A 19601-nucleotide genomic window follows, 5' to 3' on the forward strand; every position below is an offset into this window, starting at 1 on the left:
CCATCGCCATGCGCTCATTCAGGTCTGCGGCGGCGGCGCTGCTCGTCCTCGCGGCGGCGGTCACCGGCTGCACGCAGGAGGGCGGCCGTATCGACATGGGCCCCACCGGCGGCACTCCGGTCGAGGGCGGCACCGCCACCATGGCCCTGCCGCCCGCCGCGACGCCGAACTGGATCTTCCCGATCGGCGCCCCCGGCTACGGGGCCTCGTACAACTACGGCATCCAGTCGCTGCTCTACATGCCGGTGTACGACGCAGTGCAGGACAAGGACAAGAACGAGCTGACCACGCACGGCCCGAGCACGCTGGGCCGGGAGCCGAAGTTCAGCGACGGCAACAAGACGGTGACCGTGCCGCTGCGCGAGGGCGTGACGTGGTCCGACGGAAAGCCGGTCACCTCGCGGGACATCGAGTTCTGGTTCAACCTCGTCAAGGCCAACAAGACGAGCTGGGGCAACTACTCGGTCGGCACGATGCCCGACAACGTCAAGCGGTTCGAGACCGTCGACGACCACACCGTGCGGCTGCACCTGAGCCGCGCGTACAACCCGGACTGGTTCACCGCGAACCAGCTCACCCTGATGCGGGCCCTGCCCCAGCACGCCTGGGACGCCAAGACCGACGGCGGCGAGGTCGGCGACTGGGACCGTACGAAGTCCGGCGCCAAGACCGTCTTCGCGCGGCTCACGCGGCACGCCAAGAGCCTCGGGTCCTACGGTTCGGACCCGCTCTGGAAGACGGTCAACGGCCCCTGGAAGCTGGCGGGCTGGCGCGACAGCGGCCAGGTCACCATCGTCCCCAACGAGAAGTACACCGGCCCGAAGTCGCAGCGCCCGCACCTCGACAAGGTCGTCTTCAAACCCTTCACCACCGCGGACTCCGAGTACAACGTCCTGCGCTCGGGCGGCGTCGACTACGGCTACATCCCGCCGTCGGTCATGGCACAGAAGGAGAAGTTCGAGGAGAAGGGCTACCGCACCGACCCCTGGGAGGGCTGGGCGGCCACGTACATCGTCTACAACTTCAACTCCACGCACGCGGGCCCGATGATGGACCAGCTCTACATCCGCCAGGCGATGCAGCACCTCGTCGACCAGCAGGCGATGAGCGACGTCATCTGGCAGGGCAGCGCCACGCCGACGCTCGGTCCGGTGCCGGTGACCCCGAAGAGCCAGTACCTGTCCGAGGCGATGGAGAAGAACCAGTACCCCTTCGACGTGAAGAGGGCGCGGCGACTCCTCGCCGAGCACGGCTGGCGGACGCAGGACGGCACCGCCCGCTGCGTACGCCCCGGGACGGGCGCCGACGAGTGCGGCAAGGGCATCGCGAGGAACGCGCCGCTCGAACTGACCCTGCTCTCGCAGTCCGGCTCCACCGAGACCACGAACATGATGCAGGAGCTCAAGTCCTCGCTCTCCAAGGGCGGGATCGACCTGACCGTGCGCCAGCAGCCGCTGAACTCGGTGCTCGGCAACTCCGTGCCCTGCAAGGCGAAGGACCCCGGCTGCGACTGGGACATGTCGTTCTTCGGCACGGCCGGCAGCTGGTACTACCCGCTCAACCCGAGCGGTGAGCAGCTCTTCTCCACCGGCGCTTCCGCCAACTTCGGCAACTACAGCGACAAGAAGGCCGACCGGATCATCCGCGGCGTGCAGTACTCGCCCGACATGAAGGCCGTGCACGAGTACGGGGAGTACCTGGCCGAGCAGCTGCCGGTGATGTGGATGCCCAACCCCGCCTACCAGGTCTCCGTGATCCGCAACGACCTGCGGGGCGTCGGCCAGAACCCGACGGTCACCTTCGCGCCGCAGGACTGGTACTACGTCAAGAAGAAGGGAGCCGACAAGTGACCGGCTTTCTGGTCAAGCGCTTCCTTCAGGCGCTGGTCGTGCTGTTCCTGGTCTCGATCATCGTCTTCACCCTCCTCCACATGCTGCCCGGCGGCCCCGCACGCGCCATCCTCGGCCCCAAGGGCACACCGCAGCAGATCGAGACCTTCAACCACCAGCAGGGCTACGACCGTTCACTGCCGGCGCAGTACGTGATGTACCTGAAGCGGCTGTTCACCGGGGACCTCGGCGAGTCGTTCAAGCTGAACTCGCCGGTCTTCGACCTGCTCAAGCAGCGCCTGCCGAAGACCCTGCTTCTGACGGTCCTCTCCACCGTGCTCGCCGTGGTCATCGCCGCCCCGCTCGGCCTGCTCCAGGCCGTGCGGCGCGGCAAGGCGTCGGACTACGCGCTGACGGGCCTCGCCTTCCTCCTCTACGCGACGCCGGTGTTCTTCCTCGGCCTCATCATGATCATCCTGTTCGCGCAGGTGATGCCGATCCTCCCGGCGGAGGCGCCGCAGGGCGAGAGCGTGCGCGAACTCCTGGGCGACTTCACCGGGTTGGTGCTGCCGGTGGTCACCATGGCATTCGGCATCGTGGCGATGTTCAGCCGCTACATGCGCTCGGCGGTCCTCGACAACCTCACCGAGGAGTACGTCCGTACGGCGATGGCCAAGGGCCAGTCGAGCCGCCGGATCATGGTCAGGCACGTCCTGCGCAACGCACTGATTCCGCTGGCCACTCTCCTCGGTCTCTACCTGCCGACACTCTTCAGCGGCGCGCTCGTCGTCGAGTCGATGTTCAACTACCCCGGCATGGGGCTGCTGTTCTGGAACGCGGCGCAGGGCTCCGACTTCCCGGTCCTTCTGGGCGTGACGCTCGTCGTCGGCGTCGCCACCGTCGTCGGCTCGCTGCTCACCGACATCCTGTACGCCGTCCTCGACCCCCGGATACGGAGCGTGGCATGAGTACCGCGACCGCAGACGTCACCCCCGAGGCGGCCCCGGGGAACGAGGCGGCGGCCCAGGCCACGCCCTCGCTGGCCCGCCGCACGCTCCAGGTCTTCACCGGCAACAAGCTCGCCCTGACGGGCGTGGTGGTCCTGGTGCTGCTGCTTGCCTTCAGCTACCTCGGGCCGCTCCTGTACTCCACCGAGCAGACGCACACCGACCTGTCACAAGCGAATCTCGCACCGGGCGACGCCGGCCATCTCCTGGGCACCACCGACCTCGGGTACGACATGGTCGGTCGGCTCATGGTCGCCGGGCAGACGTCGCTCGAAATCGGCCTGGCGGCGGGCCTGTTGGCGACGCTCTTCGGGACCGTGTACGGCGCCGTCGCGGGGTACTTCGGCGGCTGGGTGGACGCGGCCATGATGCGGATCACGGACGCGGCACTCGCGATCCCGGCGATGTTCCTGCTCGTCGTGGTCGCCGCGATCATCACGCCGAGCAAGGGCGTCCTCATCGTCATCATCGCCTCGGTCGCCTGGCTCTCCCCCGCCCGCCTGGTGCGCGGGGAGGCGCTCTCGCTGCGCGACCGCGAGTACGTGCAGGCGATGCGGATGATGGGCGGCGGTGGCGCGCGGGCGGTGTTCAAGCACATCGTGCCGAACGCGATCGGCACGGTCATCGTCAACTGCACGTTCCAGATCGCCGACGCCATCCTCTACGTCAGCTACCTGGCCTTCCTCGGCCTGAGCATCCCGCCGCCGTCGGCCGACTGGGGCTCGATGCTCTCGGCCGGCATCACCTACACGCAGAACGGCTACTGGTGGCTGATCTTCCCGCCGGGCATCGCGATCGTGCTGGTCGTCGCCGCGTTCAACTTCATCGGTGACGGGCTGCGGGACGCGTTCGAAGTACGGCTGCGGAAGTAAGGGAGAACCGACACCATGACCGAGCCTCTGCTCACAAACGACCCGCTGCTCACGATCGACGACCTGCGCGTCGACATCACCTCGCGCGAGCGCACCGTCCACGCCCTCGACGGCATCTCCCTCGAACTCGCCCCGGGCGAAGCCCTGGGCATCGTCGGCGAGTCGGGCTGCGGCAAGACGATGACCGCGCTCGGCGTCCTCGGCCTGCTCCCGCCCGGCGGCGAGATCACCGGCGGACGCGTCCTGTTCGACGGCCAGGACCTGGCCGCGGCCCCCGCGCCGGTCCTCCAAGGCGTACGGGGCAACACCATCGGCATGGTCTTCCAGGACCCGCTCACCTCGCTCAACCCGACGATGACGATCGGCGCGCAGGTGGCCGAGCCGCTCGTCCTGCACCGCCCCGAGCTGAGCAGGAAAGAGACATGGGCGCGGGCCGAGGAGATGCTGCGCCTGGTCGGCATGCCGCAGCCCGCCGAGCGGATGAAGGCGTATCCGCACCAGCTGTCCGGGGGCATGCGCCAGCGCGTGGCGATCGCCATGGCCCTGGTCTGTGAGCCGAAACTGCTCATCGCGGACGAGCCGACGACCGCCCTCGACGTGACGACGCAGCACCAGATCCTGGAGCTGATCGACGGCCTGCGCGAGCGCCTCGGCATGGCGATGATCCTGGTCACGCACGACCTGGGCGTCATCGCCAACCGGGTCGACCGGGTCGCGGTGATGTACGCGGGCAAGGTCGCCGAACAGGCCGACGTACGCGCCCTGTTCGCGAGACCCCGGCACCGCTACACGGAGGCGCTCTTCGCCTCGCTCCCCGAGCGGGCCGCGGACAACGGCACCGCCCTCCACACGATCCCGGGCCTCCCGCCGAACCTGGCGGTGCGCCCGGCCGGGTGCCGGTTCGCTCCGCGCTGCACCTTCGCCACGGACGAGTGCCGCGCGAAGGAACCGCAGCTCGCGGACGACGAAGTGCAGAGCGGTAAGCACCGGTTCGCCTGCTTCCATCCGGTGCCGGACAACGCGTCGGTGGACGAGGTCGTCGTGCCACCGACCGTGCCCGCGCCGCGCGCGCCCGGCGACGTACTCCTCGAACTCGACTCTCTCGTCAAGGAGTTCCCGCTCAAGGGCGGCGCCTTCTCGCGCACCCGAGGCACGGTGAGCGCGGTCGGCGGGGTGTCCCTGGAGGTCCGCAAGGGCGAGACGTTCGGCATGGTCGGCGAGTCCGGGTGCGGCAAGACCACGCTCGGCCGGATCGTCGCGGGCCTGGAGGAGCCGACGGCCGGGCACATGCGCTTCGACGGCCAGGACCCGGCGCGGATGTCACGGGCCGAGCGGCGGGCGCACCGGCGGCGCGTCCAGCTGATGTTCCAGGACTCCACGGCCGCCATGGACCCCCGGATGCGGGTGGGCGAGATCCTCCGGGAGCCCCTCGTCATCCAGGGCGTCGGCACCCGCGCCGAACAGGAAGAACTGATCGCCGGACTCCTGGACGCGGTAGGCCTGCCGCGCGGCGCCGTGCACCGCTACCCCCACGAGTTCTCCGGAGGCCAGCGCCAACGCCTGGGGCTCGCGCGGGCGTTGACGCTCTCCCCGGACCTGGTGGTCGCGGACGAGCCGGTGTCCGCGCTCGACGTCTCCGTGCAGGCGCAGATCCTGAACCTGATGCGGGAGCTGCAGCGGGAGCGCGGCCTTACGTATCTGTTCATCTCGCACGACCTGGCAGTGGTGCGCCACCTCGCGGACACCGTCGGTGTGATGTACCTGGGCAAGTTGGTCGAGTCGGGACCCGCCAAGCAGGTGTACGCCCATCCCCTGCACCCCTACACGCGGGGCCTGCTCGACACGGTCAACCTGCCGGACCCGGACGCGGCGCACGGTGTCGACCGCACACCCCTGGAGGGCGAGACACCGTCGGCGGCGAAACCGCCGTCTGGCTGCCGGTTCCGTACCCGCTGTCCCGCGGCGCAGGACGTCTGCGCCACCGCGGAGCCGCAGGCGAGCACGCCGAACGGCCCGGGACACCAGGTCGCGTGTCACTTCCCCCTGTCCGCGCCTCGGCTAGCGTCGACAGCGTGAAACTCGCGGATGCCCTGACCCGACGCCCGCTCGTGCTCGACGGCGGCCTCTCCAACCAGCTGGAGGCCGCGGGGCACGACCTGAGCGACGCCCTGTGGTCGGCGAGGCTGCTCGCCGACCGGCCGGAGGCCGTCGCGGCGGCACACCGGGCGTACTACGAGGCGGGCGCGGACATCGCCACCACGGCGAGCTATCAGGCGACGTTCGAGGGCTTCGCGCAGCACGGCATCGACGCGGTGAGCACCGCCGAACTGCTGCGATTGAGCGTCGAGCTGGCCCGGGGCGCGGGCGCTGACGTGGGCCGCGAGGTGTGGGTGGCCGCGTCCGCGGGACCGTACGGCGCGATGCTCGCGGACGGCTCCGAGTACCGGGGCGGGTACGGCCTGACGGTGGCCGAGCTCGAACGCTTCCACCGCCCGCGCCTGGAGGTCCTCGCCGACGCGGAACCGGATGTCATCGCCCTGGAGACGGTGCCGGACACCGACGAGGCGCGGGCCCTGCTGCGGGCGGTGCGCGGCCTGGGGGTGCCCGCCTGGCTGTCGTACACCGTCGCCGGGGGCTACACGCGGGCCGGCCAGCCCCTGACGGAGGCCTTCGCGCTGGCCGCCGACGCCGAGGAGATCCTCGCGGTGGGCGTCAACTGCTGCGACCCGCGGGACGCGGACACGGCGGTGCGCCTCGCCGCGAGGATCACCGGGAAGCCGGTGGTGGCGTACCCCAACAGCGGCGAGACGTGGGACGCGACCGCCAGGGCATGGCGGGGTCCCGCGCGCTTCACCGCGGGCCGGGTCACGGGCCTGCGGGACGCGGGGGCGCGCCTGATCGGAGGGTGCTGCCGGGTGGGGCCGGAAACGATCGCCCGGGTGGCCGCGGAACTGTCCGGGACCGACCGGCCCGAGTGAGGTCCAAAGGCGTGCGCAGAGGTGTTCGGCACCTCTGCCACACACGCTCCGACCTGCGAGGACGTCTCGCTCAGGGGTAACTGTCAGTGCCGGGGTGCAGACTGAGCCGTACCTGAGACAACGACGTCCCGGAGGTGGCTCACCATGGCCGAGATCATCCTGACCGTAGGCACCCGCAAGGGCCTTTTCATCGGCCGCAAGCGCGCCGGTTCGGACGCCTGGCAGTTCGACGACAGCCCGTACTTCAACGCCCAGGCCATCTATTCGGTGGCCATCGACACCCGCGGCAGCGCCCCGCGCCTCCTGGTGGGCGGCGACAGCTCCCATTTCGGTCCGTCCGTCTTCCACTCCGACGACCTCGGCAGGACCTGGACGGAGCCGTCCAAGGCGGCCGTCAAGTTCCCCAAGGACACCGAGGCCTCACTGGAGCGGGTCTGGCAACTGCACCCGGCCGCCGCCGAACCGGACGTCGTGTACGCGGGAACGGAACCAGCCGCGCTGTACAAGTCGCACGACCGCGGCGAGACCTTCGAGCTCGTACGCCCCCTCTGGGAGCACCCCACGCGCGACCAGTGGGTGCCGGGAGGCGGCGGTGAGGGCCTGCACACCATCCTGACCGACCCCCGTGACCCGGACGCGGTGACGGTCGCCGTCTCCACCGCCGGAGTCTTCCGCACCCAGGACGGCGGCAAGAGCTGGACCCCGTCGAACAACGGCGTCTCCGCGGTCTTCCTGCCGGACCCGAACCCGGAGTTCGGCCAGTGCGTGCACAAGGTCGCGCGGGACGCGGCCGACCCGGACCGCCTGTATCTGCAGAACCACTGGGGCGTGTTCCGCAGCGACGACGCGGGCGGGACCTGGACGGACATCGGCGAGGGCCTGCCGTCCGACTTCGGTTTCGCCGCCGTCGCCCACCCGCACCGGGCGGACACCGCCTATGTCTTCCCCATCAACGCCGACATGGACCGCGTCCCCGCCGACCACCGCTGCCGCGTCTACCGCACGTCCGACGCGGGCAAGAGCTGGGAGCCGCTCAGCGAGGGCCTCCCTGCGGGCGACCACTACGGCACGGTGCTGCGCGACGCGATGTGCAGCGACGGCCGGGATCCCGCGGGCATCTACTTCGGCAATCGCAACGGCGAGGTGTACGCGTCGGCGGACGACGGCGACAGCTGGCGGGAGTTGGCGTCCCACCTGCCCGACGTACTGTGCGTGAGGGCGGCGGCCATCGGTTGATCGACGACCCCGTTACGGCAGTAGGGTGACGCCGTGGCACCACGACCCTTGCATGAAATCGTCGAGGCGGGCTGGGCGAAGGCCCTCGAACCCGTCGCCGGGAAGATCACCGAGATGGGAGACTTCCTGCGCGCGGAGATCGCCGCGGGACGCACCTACCTCCCGTCCGGGCCGAACGTGCTGCGCGCGTTCCAACAGCCCTTCGACGAGGTGCGGGTGCTGATCGTCGGCCAGGACCCCTATCCGACCCCCGGGCACGCGGTGGGCCTGTCGTTCTCGGTCGCGCCCGAGGTGCGCCCGCTGCCCGGCAGTCTCATCAACATCTACCGCGAGCTCGGCTCCGACCTGAACCTCCCGCAGCCGTCGAACGGCGACCTGACGCCCTGGACGCAGCAGGGCGTCCTGCTGCTCAACAAGGCGCTCACCACGGCCCCGGGGCGCCCCGCCGCGCATCGGGGCAAGGGCTGGGAGGAGGTCACCGAGCAGGCCATCAAGGCGCTCGCCGCACGCGGCCGTCCCCTCGTCTCCATCCTGTGGGGGCGCGACGCGCGCAATCTGCGGCCGCTGCTCGGCCCGTTGCCGTCGGTCGAGTCGTCACACCCCTCGCCGATGTCGGCGGACCGCGGCTTCTTCGGCTCGCGCCCCTTCAGCCGCGCCAACGACCTCCTCGTCCAGCAGGGCGGGCAGCCGGTGGACTGGCGCCTTCCGTGACGGACACCTCGTGTGTCCTCGGGGTGGACTCCGGCGGCTCCGGAATGCGGGTCGCCCTCGGCGGCCTGCACGGTGCGGCCCTCCCGGCCCCGGTGAGCTCGAAGGAGCCGGTGCGCACGGGCGCGCGCGGCATCGACGCCGAGCACTTCACCGAGCAACTGGTGCCCATGGCCCGGGAGTTGCTGGCGCAGGCGGGCGGAGGGCACATCACCGCCGTCGCCGTCGGCGCGGCGGGCATGGCGAGCCTCGGTGACGACCTGCGCGCACAGCTGCCGGGGGCGCTGCAGCAAGCCCTGGGGGTACGGCGCGTGGCCCTCGCCGCGGACGGCGTCACCGCGTACGTGGGCGCGCTCGGCGACCGTCCCGGCGCGGTCGTCGCCGCGGGCACCGGCATGATCGCGATCGGCACGGATCTGGCCGCCTGGCACCGTGCCGACGGCTGGGGTCATCTGCTCGGCGACTGCGGCGGTGGCGCCTGGATCGGCCGGGCGGGCCTCGAGGCGGCGATGCGGGCGTTCGACGGCAGGCGCAACGGCTCGAAGGCGTTGCTCGCCCGCGCCGAGGAGCTCTTCGGCCCGGCGCCGGAACTGCCGGGTCAGCTCTATCCCCGTACGGACCGGCCCGCGCTGCTCGCCTCGTTCGCGCCCGAGGTGGCGCGCTGCGCCCCCGACGACCCGGTGGCCGACGCGATCCTACGGGAGGCCGCCCGGCACATCGCCGAGGCGGCGGCCGCGGTCTGCCCGGCGTCCGACGCGGTGAGGCAGGGCGAGGTGCCCGAAGTCGCGTTGACCGGGGGCCTGTTCAAGATGGGCAGGGCGTTGCTCGGCCCGGTGCACGCGGAGTTGCGGGACCTGCTGCGGCATGTGCGCGTCGTCGCGGCCGGCGGCGACCCGCTGGACGGCGCGGTGCGCATCGCCGTCGACCTCGCCGCGGACCGGCTGCGTCTGCCGCTCGACCCGCGCATGTTGACCGTGCACCTGCCGGAAGCCGGGTGACGCACGTGCGAAAGGGCAGGTGAGCACTCCGGAATTGACCACTCCGGAATATGACAGTCGAGCTTTACGTAACTCATAAGACAAAAGCGGACTTATACCGCCCACCTGTACCCTCCCCGAACAGCGAAGCCCTCGAAACCAGTAGCATGCGGCGCCATGAGCTCCTCCACTGGGCCCGCATCAGGCCTGCCCGTACGAATGCCGCGACCCCGCCAGCCCGGGCGGCACCGCCGCCCGGAGCCCGTGGCGGCTCCCGAGAACGCGCCCGCGCTCGTTCTCGCCGTACCGGGCGTACCCAGCAGCGCCACGCGCAGCCTCGCCGAGGAAGTCGTGAGCATCGCCCGCTCCGAGCTGCCCGGCCTCGACGCCCGCATCGGGTACCTCGACGGGACCGAGGACGCCACCGTCACCTCGTTCCCGGAGTTCCCCTCGCTGCACTCCGTGCTCGCGCACGCCGCCGCCGAGCGCACCGCGCGCTTCGAGCAGGCGCGCGCCGCGGGGGCGGACGTCGCCGAGCCCGACGGCCCTGTCGCCGTCGTGGTCCCCCTCCTCGCGGGTCCCGACAACGCGCTGATGCGGCGCGTGCGCCAGGCCGTGATGGACAGCCGTGCCCCCGCCGAGCTGACCGACGTCCTCGGCCCGCACCCGCTGCTCGCCGAGGGACTGCACGTGCGTCTGTCGGAAGCCGGGCTCGCCCGCGCCGACCGCGCCCGCCTGTTCACGGTGGCCACCGCGGCGGACGGCATCGTCCTCGCCACGGTCGGCGGCGAGGAGGCCGTGCAGGCCGCCGGGATCACCGGCATGCTGCTCGCGGCCCGTCTCGCGGTGCCGGTTATGGCCGCCGCGCTCGACCAGGAGGGCGCCATCGCGAACACCGCCGAGGAGCTGCGCGGCTCCGGCTCCACGCAGCTGGCGCTCGCCCCGTACCTGATCGGTCCCGAGATCGACGGCAGCCTGCTCGACGCCGCCGCCAAGGAGGCCGGCTGCGCGGTCGCCGAGTCGCTCGGCGCCTACCCGGCCATCGGCAAGCTCGCCCTCTCCAAGTACACGTCGGCGCTCGGCATCGCCCCGCAGCAGCCGTCGGGCGCGCCGGTCCACTGACCGCACCGCGCCGGCAGACCTGATGCCGTCACGCCGATGGGCCCGCCCCCTGATGCAGGGGGCGGGCCCATCGGCGTACACGCGGGTCGCGGCTCAGTTGAAGATCACGCAGGAGGCGGCCGGGGCCTCGATCGAGCCCGCGCGCCGCGGGATGCCCGTTTGCGGGTCCACGGCGAACCAGGTCACGTCGCCGGAGCGCTCATTGGCCGCGTACAGGAACCGCCCCGACGGATCGATGGCGAGGTCACGCGGCCAGTGGCCGCCGCACGGCACGGTGGCGGCGAGCCGCGGCCGTGTCCCCGCCTCGTCGAGCGCGAGCACCGAGATGACGTCCTGCCCGCGGGTCGCGGTCCACAGGAAGCGGCCGTCGGGGGCGATGACGACCTCGGAGGGGTAGGCCTCGCCGTCACCGTCCGTGGGGCCCGGCAGGACGGCCGCCTCGCCGAGCGGCTTGAGCGTCCCCTCGGCGGTGTCCCAGGCGCAGATGGTGAGCGTGGGGGCGAGCTCGTTCAGGACGTAGGCGCGGTCGCCGCGCGGGTGGAACACGAGATGCCGCGGTCCCGAGCCGGGCCGCAGCGCGACCTCGCGGCGCAGGGTCGGCTCACCCGCCGCCGAGAGCTCGCAGACGCGTACGGAATCCGTGCCGAGGTCGACGCTCACCACCCACCGGCCGCTCGGGTCGGGCAGCACCTGGTGGGCGTGCGGACGCTGCTGACGCTGCGGGTGGGGTCCCGAGCCGGTGTGCGCCAGGACGCCGGAGAGGGCGGGCGCAAGGCTGCCGTCGGGGCGCACGGGCACGGCGCTCACGCTGCCCGAGCCGTAGTTGGCGGTCAGGACATGCCCGGCGTGCAGGGCCAGATGGGTGGGCGCGTCCCCGCCGACCGCGACCGGCGGCCCGGTCTGCTCGGGCTTGTCGCCGTCGAGGCGGTACGCGACGACGGCCCCGTCTGTGGTCTCACTGACGGCGTAGAGGGTGTCGCCCGCCGCCGACAGCGCGAGGTAGGAGGGGTCGGCGACGGTCTCCGTGGCGCCGAGAACGGTCAGCGCGCCGCTGTCCGGGTCGACGGCCACGGTGAGGATCCCGGCCCCGCCCGCCGCGGTGAAGGACCCGATGTACGCCCGTTGACTGTCGCCGTGCCTGCCGACCACTGCGTTCCCCTCTCGACTGCGGACCGAGCACCGGGTTCGGGGGGCGCTCGTGCGGCAGACGCTAGCAGGCGGTCTAGACCAAGGCGCCGTGGCTTTCGCCGCGCGTCCTCGCGAGCGCCGCCGGGTGGTGGACGTAGGCGGGGTGCCGCTCGACCAGGTCGTAGGTGCGGTGGAAGACGGGGGTCGCGCTGCCGGACAGGGGCGGCACGATCCAGGACCAGTCGGCGCCGACGGTGCGGCCCTTGCTCTCCTCGCGGCCCAGATGGGTCAGGAAGCGCCGGGACTCGGTGTGGTGGTCGGCGATGGTCACACCCGCCCGGTCGAAGGAGTGGAGCACCGCGCGGTTGAGCTCGACGAGGGCGCGGTCCTTCCAGAGCGAGCGGTCGCTCGATGTGTCGAGCCCCAGCCCTGCGGCGACGCGCGGCAGCAGGTCGTAACGGTCGCTGTCGGCGAGGTTGCGGGCCCCGATCTCGGTGCCCATGTACCAGCCGTTGAAGGGTGCCGCCGGATAGCAGACTCCCCCGATCTCCAGGCACATGCAGGCCAGCGCGGGCACGGCGTGCCACCGCAGCCCCAGACCCGCCCACCAGGCGTACTCGGGGTGCTCGATGGGCACTTCGAGCACGGCGTCGGGCGGCAGCCGGAACCAGCGGGGTGCGCCGTCGGCGCCCTGGACGATCAGGGGCAGTACGTCGAAGGGGGTACCGGGACCGCCCGGCCAGCCGAGGCCGCGCGCGAACGCGGTGAGCCCGGCGTTGCGCGGGTCCCCGACGACGCCGCCGTCGGGGCGCCGGTATCCGGCGTACCTGATGAGCTGCTCGTTCCAGATGCGGGGCCCTGGGCGGCCGGGTGCGTCGGGCGCGAAGACGGTGATGAGGGGCCTGATCCGGCGCCCGGCTCCGACGGCCTCCCGCAGGTGATCCGCGGACGCGGCGGCGATGTCCTCGGCGCGGGTCAGCTCCCTGCGGTCCAGGACGCGCAGGGAGCGCCAGTAGAGGCGTCCGATGCAGCGGGCGGCGTTGCGCCAGGCGAGCCGGGCACCGAATACGAGCTCGTCTGAGGTGTGGTGGTACGTCCCCGTCGCCGCGATCTCGGCGCGCACCTGGGCGATCCGCGGCCCTGGGTCACCGTGACCGGCCTCGCCGTGGTGGAGCCGGACGAACTCGGCGGCGGCATGGCGCAGGGCGGCCTCGTCAGGGCCTGCGCCCGGGTCGGTGGCACGCCGGTGGGGGTCGGCGGGGATGCCGGCATTCGGCATGGTGCACCCCCAGGGGCGGCTGCGGGGCGCGAACCGCTCCCGCACGGCCCGCGCGTCTGTCAGCCGCGGGACTACCCGGTCGACGGGGTGATCCACCCTGTATGTGCCCGGTGCACATACCTCAGGAGGGGGCGAAGTGTCCAGACCGCGTCCGTGAACGGCAGGTCGGGGTGGGGTTCGTGCTCAGCGGGAGTTTCCGCGGTCGGGCGCGGTCGCCGCGGTCAGGGAGAGGTCGCCGCGGCCGTGTGCCGCGCGGCGTCTCTGATGGCGGGCAGTGCGAGGGCGCCGGCCAGCTCGGCCAGTTCCTCGTCGGTCGGGCGGACGGGCCCTTCGGCGCCGTCCTCCGCGAAGGCCCGGATGCGCGGGGTGCGGATCCCGGTCTTGTCCGCGAGCGCCTGCGGCGTCAGATGACGGCGGCGCATGGTCTGTTGGAGTAGCTGAGACAGGTCGTCCATTGCCCCCTCCTGCCCCGCCCGCGCGCTCTCATTCCGTACGCCTCGGCGGGCGGCACGCGCCACGCGGCGGCGCGGGCGGTCGCTAGCGGGGCAGCACGGCCCGGATGGTCTTGCCGTTCGGTCCCCTCGTGACGGTGACCGTCCTGGCCATGTGCTGGACCATGGGCCAGCCGAATCCGCCGGTGCCGCCCGCCAGGTCGGGCGCCCGCTCCTGCGGCGGTCGGGGATCGGCGTCGCCGACCGTCACGGCCACTCCGTCCGGCTCCGCCTGCAGATGCAGGGAACACGATGTCCCGCGCGCGTGCCGTATGGCGTTGGTGATGAGCTCGGACACTGTGAGCTCGATGCTCACCACGTCCTGGGGTTGCATGGCCGGGCGGAGCCCGTCCACGAACGCGCGTGTGAAGTCCCGGGCATGGGCGACAGATTCCGGCCGCTTGTCGAATACCGCTCCGTCCGACGGTCCGGTGTCCAGGTGCGACGGACCTGTGTCCAGTCGCGTCCCGTGCGTCCTCATGTGCCCTCCTCGTACGGGTTGTCCTCGGTCCGAATATGGGATGGCCGCTGTCCGAGATGCACACTTGCCCGCAATACGGGCCCTGTAACGCTCCGGCCGACAACGGATCTTCTTGCAAAGTGACGTGCATAAAGCGCCGACGTGCGGGTACGTGCGGTTCACCGGCCGGTCGGGGGACGACGGAGGGCCGGCGGACAGGGAGGGAACATCATGACAACGGCCACCGGTACATCCACGGGCACGGACATCGCGGAACTGCCGGAGATCGTCTCTCCCCAGAGCATCGGCCCCAAGGACGCGCGCGACCTGTCGAAGCTGTTCTTCTCCCGGCTCGCCACGCTGGAAGAGGGCACGCACGAGTACCAGTACGCGCGCAACACCCTCGTCGAGATGAACATGTCGCTGGTCCGGTACGCCGCAGGAAGGTTTCGGCACCGCGGCGACGACATGGAGGACATCGTCCAGGTCGGCACGATCGGCCTGATCAAGGCCATCGACCGCTTCGAGCTCTCCCGCGAGGTCCAGTTCGCCACGTTCGCCGTGCCGTACATCGTCGGGGAGATCAAGCGGTTCTTCCGCGACACCTCCTGGGCCGTGCACGTCCCGCGCCGCCTCCAGGAGGCCCGCGTCGAGCTCGCCAAGGCCACCGACGAGCTCAGCACCCGCCTCGGCCGCGCCCCCAAGGTCAGCGAGCTGGCCGAGCTGATGAACCTCACCGAGGAAGAGGTCATCGAGGCCCGCACCGCGGCCAACGGCTACAACTCCACCTCCCTGGACGCGACGCTGCACGGCGGCGACCGCGACGACAACGAGGCGCCCCTCGCCGACTTCATCGGCGCGGAGGACCCCGCCATGGAGCTCGTGGAGGACTTCCACGCCCTGTCCCCGCTCCTCGCCCAGCTCAGCGAGCGCGACCGGCAGATCCTGCGCATGCGGTTCGTGGACGAGCTCACCCAGTCGCAGATCGGCGAACGCCTCGGCGTCTCCCAGATGCACGTCTCGCGCCTGCTCTCCCGCACCCTCTCCCGCCTGCGCGAGGGCATGCTCACCACGCAGTGACGCCCTCAGCGCAAGAGGGCGGTGTGAAGGCGGGAATCGGGCCGCCGGCGGGCGCTAGCATCAGTGCACCGCTGATGTTTGACGCAGTGCACTGATGACGTCCGATCGAGAAGGCGACTCCCCCACGATGGCCGACGACGCATACCTCTTCCTCCTGCCCGACCGGCACCCCCGGCTGGGGACGGCGCTCGCCGCCGTCGGCGCGCTCGAGTGCTCGGAGACCCCCGCCGTACACGGCTGGCTCCAGGCTCACGACGCGTCGGCGTCGTCCGAGCTGGTCCGCATCCTGCCCGCCGAATCGGAGGCGCTGATCCCCGAGGACGCCGAGCGCCTGCTCGTGCCGTTGAGCGAGGAGGAGGCGCTGCGGGTCCAGCAGGAGTGCGCGCCCCAGTCCGTCACGGACATGGAGGGCGAACTCCTGGAGTACCGGGAGACGACCCAGGACTGGGAGGCCCTGGTGCACCGGGCGCTGGCCGCGGGCATCCCCGCGCCCCGCATCGCCCGGCTCACCGGCCTCGACCCGCAGGAGATCGGCCGCCTGACCGTGTGACCGGCGCACGGCGTCGTCAGCGGGTGTCGGTGGACCGCTTCGTGAAGCGGTGCCACCAATGCCGGCGGCGAGGGTGCACGGCGCGGCCGAGCCTGCGGCCGATCAGCAGGTAACCGAGCACGGCGCCCGTGGTGTTGAGCAGCACGTCGTCGACGTCGAAGGCTCGCCCGGTGACCAGGAAGCCCTGGGCGAGCTCGACGAGGAACATCACCAGTGCCGTGACGGCTATGACGCGTATGAGTCCCCGGGCGCGCGGCACGAGCACCGGCAGCAGCATGCCGAACGGCAGGCCGAGCACGATGTTGCCGCCGAGCTGTTTGACGGTGTCACGGAACGCGGGCTGTCCGAGGTAGTCGCGGATCGAGTCGCCGGGCCGCAGATTGCTGTGCGTCAAGGACTCGGAGGCGACCGAGGGTTCCAGCGTGAGGCGGGCAAGCAGCACGGCGAAGACCACCGTTCCCGCGAAGGCCAGCAGCATGGCCATCGCCCGCGCCCACCCGGAGAGCGGGGGTGCCGTACCAGGAGCGCTCCGGCCCCCTGCTTCCTCGGTGGCCTTGCCCTGCGGAACCGTCCGTGCCATCACGAGCCTCCATTTCAGGGGTCTTCTGTCTGCGTCTTCCCTCACATGTGCGGTGGATCCGCTTCCGCTCGGTTTTCCGCACGCGGATCACGCGGGGGCCCGGGACGGCTGCAGGACGGTGTCGGCCACGTCGAGCAACGAGAGGCCGTCACGCGCGCTCACCTTCTGCAGCCACGCCAGTCCCTCGGCCACGGCGCACTCCTGACGGGCCGCCACATAGTCCGCCGCCCGGTGGATGCGCTCCCAGCGCGCCGCGCGCGTGCTGGTCGTCCACACCGGGCGCCGGCAGCCGGTGCCCGCGTCGTGCACGGGCCGCCAGCGCAGCAGCGCCTCCAGCGCGAGGGCGGCGGCGCGCTGCGCGTGGGTGATGTGGGCGGAGGTCACATCGGTGCGCTCGGTGTAGTACAGGCACAGGACGCCGACCGGTGTCTGCCGGGCGTGCAGCGGGAGTGCGAGCACCCGCCGGGTGCCCGGCAGTTCCTCGGCCAGGGGCGGTCCGGTGCGGCACGGGTAGTCGCGCAGGTCTGGCACGAACACGGGCTGCATCCCCAGTGCGGCGCTGACCGAGGGGCCGTCGGCGCGGGTGAACTGCGCGGCCTCGGCCTGCAGGGCCGGTTCGTCGGTGGCGTGCAGGAGTTGCCAGTGTTCGAGGCGGGGCAGCCAGGACAGGGCCGCACGCTGCGCGCCCATCGACTGCGTGAACGCGGTGCAGAGCCGGTTCGGCAGCGCGCGTCGCCCGACGGCTGCCGCGACCGACACGTCATGCACGATCGACGGTGATTCCTCCGGCATGGTCGGCATGGTCAGCATCCCTCTCAGTCGCGTGCCTCAGGAGCGGAAGTCCGTCTACCACGCGATGAGCCGACTCATGTCTCGTCGGCCGGAGTCGGCGATCGAAAGGGTCGATCGGCATAGTCGCTCCGGCTTCCGAAACGGAGGGAGATGTGCCTGTTCAGGCCCCTATCAGAGGCGTACGGGGCGAACTGCGCAGCGGCACGGCCAATTCGACGAGCGCCTTCTCCAGGCCGTGCAGATGGGCCAGGACGGGCTCCACGGTGGCGGGATGCGGCAGGGCGTCGGCGTCGGTGGCCGGTCCACGCCCGGCGTCCGGCGCGGTGAGCGCCTCCACCGCGGCCTCCACGCGCCAGCAGGCGGCGGCGAGACGGTCGTCGTGCGAGGCCTCGGGGTCGGCGGCGATCGAGGCAAGACCGCGTACCTCGTCGGCGCAGGCGTCGAGCAGCGCGAGCACCTGCCGGGCGCGCTCCTTGCGGGCCCGCAGCGGACTGAACGGGTGCACCAGCGGAGCGAGCGAGAACCGCACCTTCCCCAGGAGCTGCTCGAGCTCGGCGACGAGCGGCGCGGGATCGGCGCTCCCGGAGCCCGCGAGCCGGGCCGCGGCCTCCGCCGTGCAGGCGTGCACGCACCGCAGGGCTCGCTCGATCCAGGCGTTGGTCGTGGCGTGCGTGGTGACGGGCAGGACCAGGAGCACGGCGAGGACGGCGCCGAGCGCCCCCACGCCGGTCTCCGCGACCCGCAGGGCGAGCAGTCCCGGGTTCAGCACTCCGAGGAGGCCGTAGAGCACCCCGGCCATCACGGTGACCGCCAGCATCATCCAGGTGTAGGAGACCGCCGCGGTGTAGAAGATCCCGAAGACGCTGACGGCGACGATGACCGCTGAGGGCACCGGCGCGCCGTGCAGCGGTACCGCGAGGACGAAGCCGGCGCCGATGCCGATGACCGTGCCGAGGACTCGCCTGAAGCCGCGCACCAGCGTCTCCCCGCTCGACGCGGTGTTCACGAACACCCACCAGGTGGCGCCCACGGCCCAGTACCACCGCTCGTGGGAGAGGACCTGACCGGCCGCGAGCGCGAAAGCGCCGCCGAGGGTCGCCTGGATCGCCTGCCGGGTGGTCGTCCTGGCCAGTCCCGTGCCGCCGGGCGGCGCGGGCACGACCGGGGGCGGCAGGCGGCGCTCGTAGCACCAGGCCCCGAAGCGCACGGCCGATGAGGCGCACAGGGACAGCACGATGGCCGCGAACAGCTCGGGCAGCTGCCCCGGCCCCGTGTGCAGGAACTGCGTCGCGAAGAACATCATGAACGCGAACACCCCGAGGGAGTGTCCGCGCGGCCCCCACCGCCGCGCGTACACGCCGGCGCCCATCACGGCCAGGAAGGCGACGTCCCGCGCCACGGGCACGTCGTGCAGCCCGGCCGCGAGCGCAAGGACGGGGAATCCGACCACCGGCAGCAGAAGAGTGGTGACGGCCTGCCTCTTCACCGTCGGGTCGCTCACGGTGAACAGGGCGAGCAGCGCCGCGAGCCCACCGGTGATCGCCGCGGCCAGCGAGTGCCCGGCCAGACCGCACACGGCCACCGCCAGCGCGATGCCGATGACGGCCCGCACCGCGAAACGCAACCGCGCCCGCCCCGGATCCGGCGCCACGAACACCCTCTTCAGCACGGCTGCCCCGCCCCTTCCGCGTACGACTCGACCTGCCCGCATGAAAAAGGCGCCGCGGGGATCCGCAGCGCCATCGACAGCAACATTTCACCATCCGGAGCCCGACTGGCTCAACCGGCACGTGTTCCACTGAGCCAATGGCTCACTCCCCCGCCCACACGCCGTACCACGGGAGGGCCAACGGATCATTCCGGGCGGGCGTGGCGGCTCATGGCGTATCTGATGCGGGCCGGGGTACTCGCCGAGGGCCCGGTCGTACGCCGATGAATCTCGAGTTTCTAGGAGTCGTCATGCCTGGAGTCATCAACCGCATCAAGCAGTTCGTCCGCAGCCCGCAGGGACAGCGCACGATCCAGCAGGCCCGTCGGGCCTCGGCCGATCCCAGGAAGCGGGCCCAGGCCAAGCGGATGCTCGGCAAGTTCGGCGGGCGTCGCTGAGCCGTCGTTCAGGGCTCCGCCGGCGGCCACTGGGGGCGCTGGTCGGCCGGGAGGGTCTGCAGGGCGTGGCCGACCGTGCGGTGGGCCGGCAGCAGTTCCGTGCTGCCGGTCAGCGTCAGCATCTCCGACAGCCGTCGTCCCGCACCGGCGAGCAGCAGCCTGCCCTCGCGGCGGGCGAGCAGCCAGCGCACGGCGAGCAGGCAGTTGAGCCCGCGCGAGTCGCAGAACATCAGCGCCGTCACGTCCAGGACCAGGTGCCGGTGCCCGGCCTCGACGGAAGCGCCGAGGGTACGCAGAAAGTACTCCTCGCAGGACTGGTCGAGCTCGCCGCTGACCCGCAGCACCGCGGAGTCGGAGCAACTCGCGAGCTCGGTGATGGTCAGGCGATGGGTCTCAGTGGACATCA

At 71.7% G+C, this 19601-nt stretch carries 20 protein-coding genes; 12 read left to right on the top strand and 8 right to left on the bottom strand.

Going from position 1 to position 19601, the window contains the following annotated elements:
* The first annotated feature begins 8 nt into the window (after positions 1–8).
* The 9 genes from AB0I66_RS06245 (at position 9) to AB0I66_RS06285 (ending at position 10729) form a co-directional block, all read left to right on the top strand.
* Positions 9–1850 (top strand): peptide ABC transporter substrate-binding protein, encoded by a 1842-nt coding sequence (locus AB0I66_RS06245; protein ID WP_363206501.1) that lies wholly within the window; start codon positions 9–11, stop codon positions 1848–1850.
* Complete coding sequence (locus AB0I66_RS06250) at positions 1847–2797, top strand: ABC transporter permease (protein ID WP_363206502.1); 951 nt, start codon at positions 1847–1849, stop codon at positions 2795–2797. The genes AB0I66_RS06245 and AB0I66_RS06250 overlap by 4 nt, the downstream gene beginning before the upstream one ends.
* On the top strand, positions 2794–3708 hold the full coding sequence (locus AB0I66_RS06255; protein WP_363206503.1) for an ABC transporter permease: 915 nt from the start codon (positions 2794–2796) through the stop codon (positions 3706–3708). Before AB0I66_RS06250 ends, AB0I66_RS06255 begins: the two co-directional genes overlap by 4 nt.
* 15 nt (positions 3709–3723) lie before the next feature.
* On the top strand, positions 3724–5784 hold the full coding sequence (locus AB0I66_RS06260) for an ABC transporter ATP-binding protein (RefSeq protein WP_363206504.1): 2061 nt from the start codon (positions 3724–3726) through the stop codon (positions 5782–5784).
* Positions 5781–6686, top strand: coding sequence for a homocysteine S-methyltransferase (mmuM, locus tag AB0I66_RS06265; protein ID WP_363206505.1), 906 nt, complete (start codon positions 5781–5783; stop codon positions 6684–6686). Before AB0I66_RS06260 ends, mmuM begins: the two co-directional genes overlap by 4 nt.
* 144 nt (positions 6687–6830) lie before the next feature.
* Positions 6831–7922 carry an exo-alpha-sialidase gene (locus AB0I66_RS06270; RefSeq protein ID WP_363206506.1) on the top strand — a complete coding sequence of 364 codons (1092 nt, stop codon included), beginning with the start codon at positions 6831–6833 and terminating at the stop codon, positions 7920–7922.
* Positions 7923–7955: 33 nt separating this feature from the next.
* The gene (locus AB0I66_RS06275; protein ID WP_363206507.1) at positions 7956–8633 is read left to right on the top strand and encodes a uracil-DNA glycosylase; all 678 of its coding nucleotides are present in this window, start codon (positions 7956–7958) and stop codon (positions 8631–8633) included.
* Positions 8630–9628 carry a BadF/BadG/BcrA/BcrD ATPase family protein gene (locus AB0I66_RS06280; protein ID WP_363206508.1) on the top strand — a complete coding sequence of 333 codons (999 nt, stop codon included), beginning with the start codon at positions 8630–8632 and terminating at the stop codon, positions 9626–9628. Before AB0I66_RS06275 ends, AB0I66_RS06280 begins: the two co-directional genes overlap by 4 nt.
* Positions 9629–9784: 156 nt before the next feature.
* A complete protein-coding gene (locus tag AB0I66_RS06285) occupies positions 9785–10729 on the top strand; it encodes a hypothetical protein (protein WP_363206509.1) in 945 nt (314 codons plus the stop codon).
* Between the two features lie 93 nt (positions 10730–10822).
* On the opposite strand, the gene AB0I66_RS06290 is transcribed toward AB0I66_RS06285, so the two are convergent.
* The 4 genes from AB0I66_RS06290 to AB0I66_RS06305 form a co-directional block, all read right to left on the bottom strand.
* On the bottom strand, positions 10823–11878 hold the full coding sequence (locus AB0I66_RS06290; protein WP_363206510.1) for a lactonase family protein: 1056 nt from the start codon (positions 11876–11878) through the stop codon (positions 10823–10825).
* A 73-nt stretch (positions 11879–11951) separates the two neighbouring features.
* Complete coding sequence (locus AB0I66_RS06295; RefSeq protein WP_363206511.1) at positions 11952–13136, bottom strand: nitric oxide synthase oxygenase; 1185 nt, start codon at positions 13134–13136, stop codon at positions 11952–11954.
* Between the two features lie 221 nt (positions 13137–13357).
* Positions 13358–13591, bottom strand: coding sequence for an XRE family transcriptional regulator (locus AB0I66_RS06300; protein WP_363206512.1), 234 nt, complete (start codon positions 13589–13591; stop codon positions 13358–13360).
* An 82-nt stretch (positions 13592–13673) separates the two neighbouring features.
* A complete protein-coding gene (locus tag AB0I66_RS06305; protein WP_363206513.1) occupies positions 13674–14108 on the bottom strand; it encodes an ATP-binding protein in 435 nt (144 codons plus the stop codon).
* Between the two features lie 210 nt (positions 14109–14318).
* Here AB0I66_RS06305 and AB0I66_RS06310 point away from each other — a divergent pair, with 210 nt between their 5' ends.
* Both AB0I66_RS06310 and AB0I66_RS06315 read left to right on the top strand, forming a co-directional pair.
* Complete coding sequence (locus AB0I66_RS06310) at positions 14319–15167, top strand: RNA polymerase sigma factor SigF (RefSeq protein WP_363206514.1); 849 nt, start codon at positions 14319–14321, stop codon at positions 15165–15167.
* A 94-nt stretch (positions 15168–15261) separates the two neighbouring features.
* On the top strand, positions 15262–15717 hold the full coding sequence (locus tag AB0I66_RS06315) for a DUF6003 family protein (protein ID WP_363206515.1): 456 nt from the start codon (positions 15262–15264) through the stop codon (positions 15715–15717).
* A gap of 16 nt (positions 15718–15733) precedes the next feature.
* Here AB0I66_RS06315 and AB0I66_RS06320 read toward each other — a convergent pair whose 3' ends face one another.
* The 3 genes from AB0I66_RS06320 to AB0I66_RS06330 form a co-directional block, all read right to left on the bottom strand.
* Positions 15734–16297, bottom strand: a complete 564-nt coding sequence (locus tag AB0I66_RS06320; RefSeq protein WP_363206516.1) for a VanZ family protein — start codon at positions 16295–16297, stop codon at positions 15734–15736.
* Between the two features lie 87 nt (positions 16298–16384).
* On the bottom strand, positions 16385–17098 hold the full coding sequence (locus AB0I66_RS06325) for a GAF domain-containing protein (protein WP_363206517.1): 714 nt from the start codon (positions 17096–17098) through the stop codon (positions 16385–16387).
* Between the two features lie 151 nt (positions 17099–17249).
* Positions 17250–18758, bottom strand: a complete 1509-nt coding sequence (locus AB0I66_RS06330; protein ID WP_363206518.1) for an FUSC family protein — start codon at positions 18756–18758, stop codon at positions 17250–17252.
* A gap of 290 nt (positions 18759–19048) precedes the next feature.
* Between AB0I66_RS06330 and AB0I66_RS06335 the strand changes: the two genes are divergently transcribed.
* Positions 19049–19195, top strand: a complete 147-nt coding sequence (locus AB0I66_RS06335; protein ID WP_363206519.1) for a hypothetical protein — start codon at positions 19049–19051, stop codon at positions 19193–19195.
* Between the two features lie 8 nt (positions 19196–19203).
* Here AB0I66_RS06335 and AB0I66_RS06340 read toward each other — a convergent pair whose 3' ends face one another.
* Entirely contained in the window at positions 19204–19599 is a 396-nt protein-coding gene (locus AB0I66_RS06340; RefSeq protein WP_363206520.1) for an STAS domain-containing protein, read from the bottom strand.
* Positions 19600–19601: the final 2 nt, after the last annotated feature.

The organism is Streptomyces sp. NPDC050439, from assembly GCF_040655335.1.
GTDB lineage: Bacteria > Actinomycetota > Actinomycetes > Streptomycetales > Streptomycetaceae > Streptomyces.